This window comes from Minwuia thermotolerans (assembly GCF_002924445.1).
GTDB lineage: Bacteria > Pseudomonadota > Alphaproteobacteria > Minwuiales > Minwuiaceae > Minwuia > Minwuia thermotolerans.
The window spans coordinates 87,474-98,642 of the sequence record NZ_PIGG01000053.1 but is presented as its reverse complement, the minus strand read 5'-3'; the positions used below and the strand labels follow the sequence as shown (position 1 = coordinate 98,642).

At 66.0% G+C, this 11,169-nt stretch carries 12 protein-coding genes, 1 tRNA gene and 1 pseudogene; 8 read left to right on the top strand and 6 right to left on the bottom strand.

What is annotated here, in order from left to right; genetic code table 11:
* A pseudogene (locus tag CWC60_RS16530) lies at window positions 1-114 on the bottom strand (IS630 family transposase); the annotation flags it as partial.
* 144 nt (window positions 115-258) lie between these two features.
* Between CWC60_RS16530 and CWC60_RS16525 the strand changes: the two are divergent.
* Window positions 259-873 (top strand): hypothetical protein, encoded by a 615-nt coding sequence (locus tag CWC60_RS16525; protein WP_109795031.1) that lies wholly within the window; start codon window positions 259-261, stop codon window positions 871-873.
* Window positions 874-1,524: 651 nt separating this feature from the next.
* On the top strand, window positions 1,525-1,824 hold the full coding sequence (locus CWC60_RS16520; protein ID WP_109795030.1) for a hypothetical protein: 300 nt from the start codon (window positions 1,525-1,527) through the stop codon (window positions 1,822-1,824).
* A gap of 451 nt (window positions 1,825-2,275) precedes the next feature.
* Here CWC60_RS16520 and CWC60_RS16515 read toward each other — a convergent pair whose 3' ends face one another.
* Window positions 2,276-2,497 carry a hypothetical protein gene (locus CWC60_RS16515; RefSeq protein WP_109796381.1) on the bottom strand — a complete coding sequence of 74 codons (222 nt, stop codon included), beginning with the start codon at window positions 2,495-2,497 and terminating at the stop codon, window positions 2,276-2,278.
* 385 nt (window positions 2,498-2,882) lie between these two features.
* Window positions 2,883-3,524 (bottom strand): hypothetical protein, encoded by a 642-nt coding sequence (locus CWC60_RS16510; protein WP_109795028.1) that lies wholly within the window; start codon window positions 3,522-3,524, stop codon window positions 2,883-2,885.
* 124 nt (window positions 3,525-3,648) lie between these two features.
* Between CWC60_RS16510 and CWC60_RS16505 the strand changes: the two genes are divergently transcribed.
* Window positions 3,649-3,957: an HGGxSTG domain-containing protein gene (locus tag CWC60_RS16505; protein WP_109795027.1), complete on the top strand. Its 309-nt coding sequence runs from the start codon at window positions 3,649-3,651 to the stop codon at window positions 3,955-3,957.
* A gap of 247 nt (window positions 3,958-4,204) precedes the next feature.
* Here CWC60_RS16505 and CWC60_RS16500 read toward each other — a convergent pair.
* Window positions 4,205-4,279: transfer RNA gene (locus CWC60_RS16500), tRNA-Val, on the bottom strand.
* Between the two features lie 218 nt (window positions 4,280-4,497).
* Between CWC60_RS16500 and ykgO the strand changes: the two genes are divergently transcribed.
* The 5 genes from ykgO (at window position 4,498) to glcF (ending at window position 9,435) form a co-directional block, all read left to right on the top strand.
* Window positions 4,498-4,623 carry a type B 50S ribosomal protein L36 gene (gene ykgO, locus CWC60_RS16495; RefSeq protein WP_109795026.1) on the top strand — a complete coding sequence of 42 codons (126 nt, stop codon included), beginning with the start codon at window positions 4,498-4,500 and terminating at the stop codon, window positions 4,621-4,623.
* A 23-nt stretch (window positions 4,624-4,646) separates the two neighbouring features.
* Window positions 4,647-5,267, top strand: a complete 621-nt coding sequence (locus CWC60_RS16490; RefSeq protein WP_109795025.1) for an HAD family hydrolase — start codon at window positions 4,647-4,649, stop codon at window positions 5,265-5,267.
* A gap of 29 nt (window positions 5,268-5,296) precedes the next feature.
* Window positions 5,297-6,784, top strand: a complete 1,488-nt coding sequence (locus CWC60_RS16485) for an FAD-linked oxidase C-terminal domain-containing protein (protein ID WP_109795024.1) — start codon at window positions 5,297-5,299, stop codon at window positions 6,782-6,784.
* Between the two features lie 147 nt (window positions 6,785-6,931).
* Window positions 6,932-8,146, top strand: coding sequence for a glycolate oxidase subunit GlcE (gene glcE / locus CWC60_RS16480; protein WP_109795040.1), 1,215 nt, complete (start codon window positions 6,932-6,934; stop codon window positions 8,144-8,146).
* Window positions 8,146-9,435, top strand: coding sequence for a glycolate oxidase subunit GlcF (glcF, locus tag CWC60_RS16475; protein WP_109795023.1), 1,290 nt, complete (start codon window positions 8,146-8,148; stop codon window positions 9,433-9,435). Before glcE ends, glcF begins: the two co-directional genes overlap by 1 nt.
* Window positions 9,436-9,461: 26 nt before the next feature.
* Here the strand turns inward: glcF and CWC60_RS16470 are convergent, their stop codons facing one another.
* Together CWC60_RS16470 and CWC60_RS16465 are read right to left on the bottom strand one after the other, a co-directional pair.
* Window positions 9,462-10,088, bottom strand: coding sequence for a glutathione S-transferase family protein (locus CWC60_RS16470; protein ID WP_109795022.1), 627 nt, complete (start codon window positions 10,086-10,088; stop codon window positions 9,462-9,464).
* 61 nt (window positions 10,089-10,149) lie between these two features.
* Complete coding sequence (locus CWC60_RS16465; protein WP_109795021.1) at window positions 10,150-11,007, bottom strand: crotonase/enoyl-CoA hydratase family protein; 858 nt, start codon at window positions 11,005-11,007, stop codon at window positions 10,150-10,152.
* Window positions 11,008-11,169: the final 162 nt, after the last annotated feature.

Below are 11,169 nucleotides of genomic sequence, written 5' to 3'. Positions count from 1 at the left end.
GAGGACGATCCGGGCTCGCCAGACATGGTTCTGAGGGGCGTTCCGATCCCGGACGAGCGCCTCAAGACGAGAGCGGTCATCCGGAGAAACTTCGAAGCTGATACCCGTGCGCATGCCGCAGGCTCGCACGCAAAGCCGACAAGGGGAATCCCCATCGGGACTCCACTGTCGGGTTCAATCCACTAGCGCGGTTCAGCGCGCGCCAGCGATGGACTTTAGATACAAAAGAGGGACCAATTGGAGCGGAAATTTTGATTGATGCTCATTCAGGAGGGCGTAATGGGCGCTGGACTATTAGCGATAGGCTTGGTGGTGGCGACGCTTGGCATGTATTTGATGTCATTCGCGTGGTTCTTGCTGAAGGTATTTCTCGGCATTGGGATCGCGTGGGGATTCATACAGAGCATCGACCCGCCGCCGAGCCAGTTGCTCGCCCAGCTGCATACGTGGGTTGCTGCAATTGAACCCGAATTTCCTGGGGGGCAGTATCTTTTCTGGATCGCAGCCAACTGGTGGCAGTTCGCCATCGGATACACGGCGCTAATGGTCGCCGGTGTTCGCCGGTTGGTTCCGAAGATTGTCGAGACCAGCGGTCACGCGGCGTTCGCGGCGAGCGCCTTGGCCAATTACCTCAATATCGAGCCAACAACGAAGCGCTTCCTGAACATGCATAGGAGCCGGTTAGGTCTCCTTGCCAGCTTCGTAGAGATCATGAAGCAGGGAATCGGGGACCGACTGTTTAGCATCTTCGCTGGCGTGCCCTTCCTTCCCGACCAAGCAATGCCAGGACGGAATGGCGAGGTTGCGCGCTTGCGCGATGACGTCGAACAAATCATCGGCGGGGCGCGGGGCGATCCTCACAAACAGCACTGAGCCTAGTGGTGAAATTCGGAAGGAAGAGTCCGTGCCGAGCGGGGAAAACCAGGCCGTAGAACCCCGACCGCGGGTTCCATCTGACTGATTCTATCCACTAGGGAAGGGGGCGGCCGGGTGTGCGGCACCCGAAGAAACCTGAACTCAATTGAAAACATTTCGGGTGGGCGTGGCCTAGAGTTTCAGTGGCAATGCGAAGGCCGGCGGCAGGCGCTTGCAGAGCCGTTTTCAGGCGCGCGCAGCCCCTGCGTCGACATGAATGTAGCGAGAGCTGGGATCGGAAGCAGCCGGGGTTGATGGCCCGTACTTCGGCGGCTGGGCTTGGCGGGAAGATCATCGCCGCTGCGACAACGGCATGCTGTTTGTCCTGAGGGCTGCCTGCCGCTGCGAGCGCTCCGGTCAGCCGGACGTGGAAGGGCTACTGGCAGCGTGGAAATGACCGATAATGCTGCACTGCAAATAATTGTGAAGCCTGCGACATATCGGACTCACCCAAATATGTGTCTGATTTTGCAGCAAAAAATTCGCACTGCCATTTGCGGCAGCCGATTCGGTTTGTAAAATTGAGTTTTACAAGATGTCAAGGGATTCCATATTAGCGTCTAGACGCATAAGGTTCTTTCCAACGGGAATCAGATAGGGGAGGCGGACATGGGCGAAAATAATCTCCGTAGAGCGATCCGTGCGACCCTCGAAGAGCAGTTCGAGAATCTGGAGATTCTATCGATCAACATCAGAGATGACGTTGATAGGGACGGCGAACCGATCTTGAACGTCAAGGTCGTATTTGATGGAAAGCACAGGAGCCTTGACGCTCGGAAGACAGCCAGCTTCCTTCGTTTGATGCGCAATCGATTGGAAGAGCAGGGCGACGAACGGAACTATCTGTTCCCCATGGTGTCGTTCATTTCAAAGGCTGATCTGGGGAATAAGAACCCTGAAGCCGCATGACCTCATTAGGGTTGCGCGCGACCTAGCGAATGCCAATCGGGGAAAGCCGAGACAGGCGCACCTACGTCGTGCGACCAGCACTGCGTATTACGCGCTCTTTCATTGTCTTGCGCGATGCTGTGCCGATTTGATGATTGGCGGTGGAAGCGCCAAGCGCAGTAAACCAGCTTGGCAGCAGACATATCGCTCCCTAGGCCATGGCAGGGCTAAGGATCGATGCAATAATCAAAAGATTATGAAAGAATTTCCAGATGACGTTATAGATTTTGCGAATCTATTTCAAGATATGCAGGCAAAGAGACATGGTGCGGATTATGACCCGTTCGCCAAATTCTATAAATCTGCTGTTGAGCAAGACATTGAGAGTGTGGCTGATGTTGTGGATCGATTTGAGAAAGTGCCGGCGTCAGACAGAAGGGCATTTGCCGCCTTTGTATTGCTAGAGCTTCGGTCAGACAACGCTCCACACAAGTAACCCCTCCGGCCCATGCTCTGACCTGAGTATGCCGCGCCCTATGTGGTGCCGCAGGATGGACATTACCCGCTTGGTGACGGTCTTTCGCATCCCCTGATCGCTGGTGTTCATGCCGTGCGCTGCCATGGTGTGCACGGCTAGCTCGGGGGCTGTCATGCGCTCGTGCTGTCTCAGAGCGGCGAAGATGATGCGCGTCATCTCTCCCTCCGCTGCGCCCTTTCTCGGAGGCATCGGTTTGGGCCGCACGTTTCTGAGGTCATTGTCTGGATCGAAGACGCGGATGGTATGGTCGATGCTGTCGGCTAGGGTAAAGATCGGTGCAAGGCCGTGGATGGCCTGCTTAACAAAACCTTACATTTCCGACGCAATACGCGCGCGCGACATGGGGTTTCAGGTCGCCGACGACAGGATAAGAACTCTCTCTGCCTCGGGAATGTCCGCTCAGCCGCGCACACCGGCGTTGCCCCCCATGCGCGGTCGTAGTGTTTTTTGCATGCCAATGCGCGCGCGGGTGCGCGCGTCATGGGGTCTTGTTCCCGATGCGGTCGCCAGCGGCCGTGCGCTTTTTCAGTACCGGCTGCCGTCAGGCGCCGGCGAGGCGCGCCTGGACGCGTTCCAGTTCCAGTTCACCAAGACGGGTGTCACGCTGTTTCCGTATTGCCTCGATCGCCTCTCGGCATGTGGCGCCGTCGTCCTGCGACTTGTCGCATTCGCGTTCGATCTTGCCCGTCGCGACTTCGGCTTCCTTGCGGACAATCTCGGCGAGGCGGTCGAAGTGCCGGTCACGCGCGGCGGCGGACGGAAATTCCTCGGGCGTCATGCGGACGACGACCTGGCTCGGATACTCGTTCATCGCGCCCGTGCCGGCGTCGACTGCAACGCCGATAATGCCACCGAAGATGATGTTGCCGAAGGTCATTCCCTTGAACTCCGAGGGCAGCGACCCGGCGGCATTCTGGTAACCTTCCTTTTCGCAGATGACCGATACGTTGTCCTTGCTCTTGCCTAGGACCAGGCTGCCGGGGGTCGGATTGACGACGCCGACCACCTCGCCGTCGCGCGTCAGTTCGCAGATGGCGCCCGACGGGTCCGTCGTTACGGTCACGGTCTGGGAGCTGCCCTCGACGATCGAGGCGCAGGCGCCCGTCAGCAGCAGGATACCGATGACGACCGCTCGCCCTGCCCCGAGCAGCCCGCGTTGTAGTGTTCCGCCCGTTGATCCCATATTCCCCTCCTGATTATTCTTGGTTGCGTGAAGTGGTATCATTGCACGGAATCCCGGATCAGGGTGTGTGCATAGTACCCGGCAAACGCAACCGGGGCATGCATGGGCGCGAGAGGCGGTTTGAATGGTGACGCGTTGGGCGGTGGACGATCTCGACCGGTTGCTGGCCGGCCTGCGCCTTGGGCTGACGGGCGACACGCCGCCGCGACCGCCGAGGACGCTGAGGGCCGAAAGACCGACCTGTGGCGCCCGGACGCGTCAGGGACGGCCCTGCCGGGCGAAGGCGGTGCCCGGCAAACGCCGCTGCCGCCTGCACGGGGGGCTGGCCACCGGACCGCGGACACCGGAAGGACGCGCACGCATCGCCGCCGCTCAGCGGGCGCGCTGGCAGGCCTGGCGGGCGGCGCAGGGACCGCACCCCCGCCGCGGATGATCCGATCGCGTTCCGACGCCAGCGGATGCAGGGGGGGCTCCCCCGGAAGACTTTGAGCCGTCGCCGGGGAGCAGTGGGGTCGGGCTCTTTCCATTAACGGTGACAAAAAAGGTTTCGGACTGGCGGGAAAGGCTCCGCAGGGTCGCGAAATCCGCACCGCTGCTGACATGGTGCTGACACAACGAGTCTGAGATCGGGGCGCGGCGAAGCGCATTGATATTTTTTTCAGTTATATCAATGGGATAAATGGTGGGCGCGGCTGGGATTGAACCAGCGACCCCTACGATGTCAACGTAGTGCTCTCCCACTGAGCTACGCGCCCCCAAGGGTCGCCCCCGGCGCGGCCGGGGCCGGCGGGGCGAGAGCGGTTCTATAGCGATGCCGCGCGGCCCCTGCAAGGGGGTTTCCGAGCCGCGGCGCGAAAGCCGCGCCGCGGCAGCCGCCCTGCGGTTGACAGCCCCCGGCCAGCCCACTAGAAAGCGCGACTTCCGAACATTCGCGACGGCTGCCCCATGGCCGGGCGCCCCACGGAGAGAGACGATGAAGGTTCTGAGCTCGCTGAAGTCCGCCAAGTCGCGCGACCGCAACTGCCGCATGATCCGCCGCAAGGGCCGGATCTATGTGATCAACAAGCGCAATCCGCGCATGAAGGCCCGCCAGGGCTGACGCCCGCCGGCGATTGCGGCCCCATGGCCGCCGCCGATGCCGTCGACACCGTCCTGTTCGATCTGGGCAATGTCCTGATCGCCTGGGATCCGCGCCATCTCTACCGCCGCCTTTTCGCCGGACGCCCGCGGGAGATGGAGTATTTCCTCTCGACCGTCTGCACGCCGGCCTGGAACGCGCGCCACGACGCCGGCGAGCGCTTCCGGGACAATGTCGCTTCGCTTGCCGCCGCGCATCCCTGGTACGCCGATGAGATCGAAGCCTTCCGGACCCGCTGGCCGGAGATGCTGCCCGGCGCCATCGAGGGCTCGGTGGCGCTGCTGGAGCGGCTGAAGGCCAATGGCGTCCGCCTGCACGCGCTGACCAACTGGTCGGCGGAAACCTTTCCCCTGGCGCTGGAGCGCTTCGGCTTTCTCGGCCATTTCGGCCATATCGTCGTCTCCGGCGAGGTGAAGCTGATCAAGCCCGATCCGGCGATCTTCCATCATGCCGTCCGGGCCTGCGGACTCGAGCCGGGGCGGACGCTGTTCGTCGACGATTCGGCGGCCAACATCGCCGCCGCCGAGGCGCTGGGTTTCCGCGTCCATCACTTCCGGGGTCCCGATGACCTGGAGCGTTGCCTCGGGGGCCACGGCCTGTTGTAGGATGGCCCCGCAGCAAGGGAGCCCGAACCATGCAGATGCCGGAACCCGACAGGGCAGCGCTGGGTCAGCGCAGCGAACTGGTCGCCCGATTCCGCGAATTCCTGCCGTCCGACAGCGTCGTCGTCGACGAGGCGGCGCTGCGCGCCTTCGAATGCGACGGGCTGACCGCCTACCGCCAGCCGCCGATGATCGCCGTGCTGCCGGAGACGACCGCCGAGGTCAGCCGCATGCTCAAGCTCTGCAAGGCCGCCGGGGTCAAGGTGGTACCCCGCGGCGCCGGCACCTCGCTGTCGGGCGGCGCCCTGCCGCTGGCCGACGGCGTGCTGCTGGGGCTGGCCAAGCTCAACCGCGTGCTGGAGATCGACTATCCGAACCGCGCCGCCGTGGTGCAGCCCGGCGTGACCAATCTGGCCATCAGCCAGGCGGTGGAGGGGGAGGGCTTCTACTACGCGCCGGACCCGTCCAGCCAGATCGCCTGCTCCATCGGCGGCAATGTCGCCGAGAATTCGGGCGGCGTGCACTGCCTGAAATACGGCCTGACGACGAACAATATCCTGGGTCTGGAGGTCGTGCTGATGGACGGCGAGGTGATCCGCCTGGGCGGGCGGCACCTGGACCAGCCGGGCTATGACCTGATCGGCGTGCTGACCGGCTCGGAGGGTCTGCTGGGCGTGGTCACCGAGGTCACCGTCCGCATCCTGCGCCGGCCCGAGGTGGCGCGCGGCCTGCTGGTCGGCTTCGACAGCGTCGAGGCGGGCGGCGCCTGCGTCGCCGACATCATCGGCGCCGGCATCATACCGGCCGGCATGGAGATGATGGACCGTCCCGCCATACACGCTGCCGAGGCCTTCTGCCATCCCGGCTATCCGCTGGATGCGGAGGCCCTGCTGATCATCGAGCTCGACGGACCGGCGGTCGAGGTCGATCACCTGACGGAGATCGTGCGCGGCCTCTGCGAGAAGCGCGGGGCGGTCTCGCTCCGGGTCAGCGCCTCGGAGACCGAGCGGCTGAACTTCTGGGCCGGACGCAAGGCGGCCTTCCCCGCGGTGGGGCGGATTTCGCCGGACTATTACTGCATGGACGGCACGATCCCGCGCGCCCGGCTGCCCCACGTGCTGGCCCGGATGGCGGAGATGAGCGGGAAATACGGCCTGCGCGTCGCCAACGTCTTTCACGCCGGCGACGGCAACCTGCATCCGCTAATCCTCTACGACGCCAACGAACCGGGCGAGCTGGAGCGGGCCGAGGACTTCGGCGCCGACATCCTGAGGCTCTGCGTCGAGGTGGGCGGCGTCCTGACCGGCGAGCACGGCGTCGGCGTCGAGAAGCGCGACCTGATGGGGACGATGTTCACCGAGGTCGACCTCAACCAGCAGCAGCGGCTGAAATGCGCCTTCGACCCGGACGGCCTGCTCAATCCCGGCAAGGTGTTCCCGACGCTGCACCGCTGCGCCGAGCTCGGCCGCATGCACATTCATGGCGGCAGGATGCCGTTCCCCGACCTGCCTCGCTTCTGATGGTTCTGACTCTGATTCTCCCGCGTCCTGGACGGCGCGCAGCGCCGATCCGGAGCCCACGCCAGAGCCTTTCCGCCCTTGCTGCGTCAACGGAGATGCTCAGGCATGGGTCCCGGCTCAGGGCCGGGATGCGTCAAGGAAATCCTGATGCGTGATGACATGAAGCCTCTGAACGAGGAGCATCTGCGCGAGTGCGTCGCCGAGGCGGTGGCCGGGGGTGCGCCGCTGGAAGTGGCGGGGCAGGGCACCAAGCGCGGCTTCGGCCGGCCCGCCGCAGCGGACCGGCGGCTGGAGCTGTCGGCGCTCTCGGGCATCCGCCTCTACGAGCCCGAGGAACTGGTGATGAGCGCCGGCGCGGGGACCCCGCTGGACGAGATCGAGGCGGCGCTGGCGGCGAAGCGGCAGATGCTGGCCTTCGAGCCGCCCCATCTTGGCCGGATCTATGGCCACGCGCAGGCCGGCGGCACGATCGGCGGCGTCTTCGCCTGCAATCTCGCCGGGCCGCGGCGCTTCCGGGCGGGTGCGGCGCGCGATCACCTGCTGGGCTTCCGCGGCGTCTCCGGCCGCGCCGAGATCTTCAAGTCCGGCGGCCGCGTGGTGAAGAACGTCACCGGCTACGATCTCTCCAAGCTGGTCTGCGGCAGCTTCGGCACGCTGGCCGCGCTCTCGGAAGTCACCTTCAAGGTGCTGCCGGCGCCGGAAAAGACCTGGACCGTGCTGGTCTTCGGCCTCGGCGCGACGGAGGCGGCGGCGGCGATGGCGGAGGCCGCCGGCGCGCCGCACGAGGTGACCGGCCTCTGCCACCTGCCGGCCGCGATCGCCATGGAATCGACCGTGGACTACGTCGCCGGGGCCGGGACCTCGGTGACCGCGATCCGCGTCGAGGGACCGGGCCCGTCGGTCGAACACCGCGCCGGGGCGCTGAAGGCGATGTTCGCCGGGCGCGGCGGGGTCGAGGAACTGCATGGCCATCGCTCGGGCGAATTCTGGACCGAGATCCGGGACGTGCAGCCGCTGCTGGGCCGCGACAGGGCCCTCTGGCGGGTCTCCCTGCCGGCGACCGACGGCGGTGCCTGGCTGGATCGCGCAATGGCCGAGACGGGCGGGGACGGCTATCTCGACTGGGCGGGCGGGCTGGTCTGGCTCGCCGTCGCGCCCGGCGATGACGCCCATGCGGCGGCGGTGCGGCAGGGGCTGAACGGCGGCCATGCCACGCTGATGCGCGCCCCGGACGGCGTGCGCCGCCGCGTGCCTGTCTTCGAGCCGGAAGCAACGCCGGTCGCCGCTCTCTCTCGCCGTATCAAGGAGGGCTTCGACCCGAAGGGCGTGCTCAATCCCGGCCGCATGGTGGAGGGCGTCTGATGCAGACGAACTTCTCTCTCGCCCAGCTTGCGGATCCGGCCTACGAGCGCTCCAACGAGGTGCTGCGCTCCTGCGTCCATTGCGGCTTCTGCACCGCAACCTGCCCGACCTACGTGCTGCTGGGCGACGAGCGGGACAGCCCGCGCGGGCGCATCTATCTGATCCGCGACATGCTGGAGCGCGGCGGCGCGCCGGAGCCGCAGGTGGTCACCCATATCGACCGCTGCCTGTCGTGCCTGTCGTGCATGACGACCTGTCCGGCGAGCGTGCACTACATGCACCTGGTCGATCACGCGCGGGCGTATATCGAAGAACACCACCGGCGGCCCCTGACCGACCGGGCGCTGCGGCGGCTGCTGGCCTGGCTGTTGCCCCATCCGAAGCGGTTCCGCCTGGCGCTGATCGGCGCCATGGCCGGCCGGCCTTTTGCGCGGATGATGCCGGGGCGGCTGAAGGCGATGCTGGCGCTGGCGCCTGCCTCGCTGCCGATGCCCTCCGGCGTCGACCGGCCCCAGGTCCATCGGGCGGCGGGGGAGCGGCGGAAGCGCGTGGCCCTGCTCGCCGGCTGCGCCCAGCAGGTGCTGAACCCGGCCATCAACGAGGCGACGATCCGCCTGCTGACGCGGCTCGGCTGCGAGGTGGTGGTGGCGAAGGGCGCGGGCTGCTGCGGCGCGCTGACCCATCACATGGGCATGGAGGACGCGGCGCTCGCTTCGGTGAAGGCCAATGTCGCGGCCTGGAACCGCGAGGCGGAAGGCGAGGGGCTGGACGCCATCGTGATCAACGCTTCGGGCTGCGGCACGACGGTGAAGGATTATGGCTTCATGCTGCGCAACGATGCCGAGTGGGCCGGGCGTGCGGCAAGGGTCTCCGAACGCGCCGTCGACGTCACCGAACTCCTGGCCGAACTCGGCCTGCCCGACGGCGCGGCCGCGCCGGCCGACGTCGCCGTGACCTATCATTCGGCCTGCTCGCTGCGCCATGGTCAGCAGATCGCGGATCCGCCCAAGGACCTGCTGAGGGCCGCGGGGTTCCGTGTCGCCGAGCCCATGGAACCGCATCTCTGCTGCGGTTCCGCCGGCACCTACAACCTGATGCAGCCGGTGCTGGCGGAGAAGCTGAAGGCGCGCAAGGCCGACCATATCCGCCGCACTGCGCCGGACGTCGTGGCTGCCGGGAACATCGGCTGCATGACACAGCTTCAGGGCGCGGTCGGCGTCCCGGTCGTGCACACGGTCGAACTGCTCGACTGGGCCACGGGCGGACCGAAACCCGCTGCGATGGGGTAGGTTTCAGGCCCGAGGAGGCCGGTTCTTCACCCCTGCCAGTCGAAATGCCTGCGCCAGACCGGCCCGACGACCTCGTCCGCAGCGACGCGCCGGCGCAGCGCCGTGCATCGGGGCAGTGCTTCCCGCTTGTCGACCCATCGGTGCAGCATGGCGAGATAGACGTCGGCGACCGACAGCCGCTCGCCCAGCAGGACGCCGTGCGGGCCGATCGCGTCCTCCACCACCCGGAGCGCTTCCATCCCGCGCCGGACCGCGGCGCTGGCCACCGCTTCGACGCCCGCCGGATCGTCGGTGTAGCGATCCGGATAGACGCGGCGCAGGACGCTCTCGTAGACGTTCGTCGCCAGGAACGCGGTCCAGCGCAGGAACTGCGCGCGGTCGGGCGACCCCGGCGCTGGCGCGATGCCGGCCCGGGGGAAGGCGTCGGCGATATGGATCAGCATCGCCGCCGTCTCCGTCATCCGCGTGCCGTCGGGCAGGTCGAGGACGGGCACCTGCTTCCAGGGATTGATGGCGCGGAAGCTCTCGGGCAGCGGCGTGCTGACCGGGGCATCGATGTCGGCCAGCCGGAAATCCGCGCCGGCCATGGCCAGCGCCGCCTCGACCGCGAAGCCGCCGGAACCCCGGCGATTGTGGAGAACGTATTCGGTCATCCTTTCACTCCCGGAGCCGCCACGCCGGCCAGCCGGTCCTTCCCCGGCATGGCTGTTTCCCCTACTTGAACTCCGGCTCTTCCCACCACGGATAGAAGTCCGGCATGTCCTGCGAAGGCTTCATGGTGAAGTTCGGCGCGCGCTTCTCCAGGAAGGAGCTGACGCCTTCCTGCGCGTCCGCCGCGGCGCCCATGGCGACCATGCCCCGGCTGTCGATCTGGTGCGCCTCCATCGGGTGATCGGCGGCCAGCAGGCGCCAGAACATGGCGCGGATCATGGCGACCGAGACGGCGGAGCTGCGCTCCATGTAGCTCTTCGCGATCTCGCGGGCGCGGGGCAGGAGCTGGTCGTGGGGCACGACTTCCTTCACCAGGCCGCCTTTCAGCGCCTCGTCGGCCTCGAAGACGCGGCCCGAATAGGCCCAGTCCAGCGCCTGGGAGATCCCGACCAGACGCGGCAGAAAGTAGGACGAACAGGCCTCCGGCACTACGCCGCGCTGGGCGAAGACGAAGCCGAAACGCGCCTTTTCGGAGGCGATGCGGATGTCCATCGGCAGCTGCATGGTGGAGCCGACGCCGACCGCCGGGCCGTTGATGGCGCCGATCACCGGCTTCTTGCACTGGTAGATGCGCAGCGTCATCACGCCGCCGCCATCGCGGACGACTTCGCCTTCCGCATAGCCGCGCTTGGAATAATCGAAGGTGCTGCCGCCCCGGCTCAGGTCGGCGCCGGCGCAATAGCCCCGGCCCGCGCCGGTGAAGATGATGGCGCGCACGTCGTCGTCGGCGTCCGCCTTGTCGAGGGCGTCCATGATCTCGGTGCGCATCTGCTCGGTGAAGGCGTTGAGCTTGTCGGGGCGGTTGAGCGTGATCGTGAGAATCCCGTCCTCGACCGCGTAGATAATGTGTTCGTAGTCCATTGGCGCCTCCCCGTCTTGCGGCCTGTCCTTGCGATGGCGGGAAGACGGCACGGGCGTCCGGCGGCGTCAAGTGCCTCGCCGCGCAGCCCTCCCTTCCAATTGACTCTGCGGCGCCTCGTTGGTAAGAACAAAAATAGAACAAACAGGCTGATGAGAACGGAA

Excerpts from the sequence above, each read along its gene's own strand:
- CWC60_RS16525 (WP_109795031.1), top strand. The coding sequence starts at position 259 with ATGCTCATTCAGGAGGGCGTAATGGGCGCTGGACTATTAGCGATAGGC.
- CWC60_RS16520 (WP_109795030.1), top strand. The coding sequence starts at position 1,525 with ATGGGCGAAAATAATCTCCGTAGAGCGATCCGTGCGACCCTCGAAGAG.
- CWC60_RS16515 (WP_109796381.1), bottom strand. The coding sequence starts at position 2,497 with ATGACGCGCATCATCTTCGCCGCTCTGAGACAGCACGAGCGCATGACA.
- CWC60_RS16510 (WP_109795028.1), bottom strand. The coding sequence starts at position 3,524 with ATGGGATCAACGGGCGGAACACTACAACGCGGGCTGCTCGGGGCAGGG.
- CWC60_RS16505 (WP_109795027.1), top strand. The coding sequence starts at position 3,649 with ATGGTGACGCGTTGGGCGGTGGACGATCTCGACCGGTTGCTGGCCGGC.
- ykgO (WP_109795026.1), top strand. The coding sequence starts at position 4,498 with ATGAAGGTTCTGAGCTCGCTGAAGTCCGCCAAGTCGCGCGACCGCAAC.
- CWC60_RS16490 (WP_109795025.1), top strand. The coding sequence starts at position 4,647 with ATGGCCGCCGCCGATGCCGTCGACACCGTCCTGTTCGATCTGGGCAAT.
- CWC60_RS16485 (WP_109795024.1), top strand. The coding sequence starts at position 5,297 with ATGCAGATGCCGGAACCCGACAGGGCAGCGCTGGGTCAGCGCAGCGAA.
- glcE (WP_109795040.1), top strand. The coding sequence starts at position 6,932 with ATGCGTGATGACATGAAGCCTCTGAACGAGGAGCATCTGCGCGAGTGC.
- glcF (WP_109795023.1), top strand. The coding sequence starts at position 8,146 with ATGCAGACGAACTTCTCTCTCGCCCAGCTTGCGGATCCGGCCTACGAG.
- CWC60_RS16470 (WP_109795022.1), bottom strand. The coding sequence starts at position 10,088 with ATGACCGAATACGTTCTCCACAATCGCCGGGGTTCCGGCGGCTTCGCG.
- CWC60_RS16465 (WP_109795021.1), bottom strand. The coding sequence starts at position 11,007 with ATGGACTACGAACACATTATCTACGCGGTCGAGGACGGGATTCTCACG.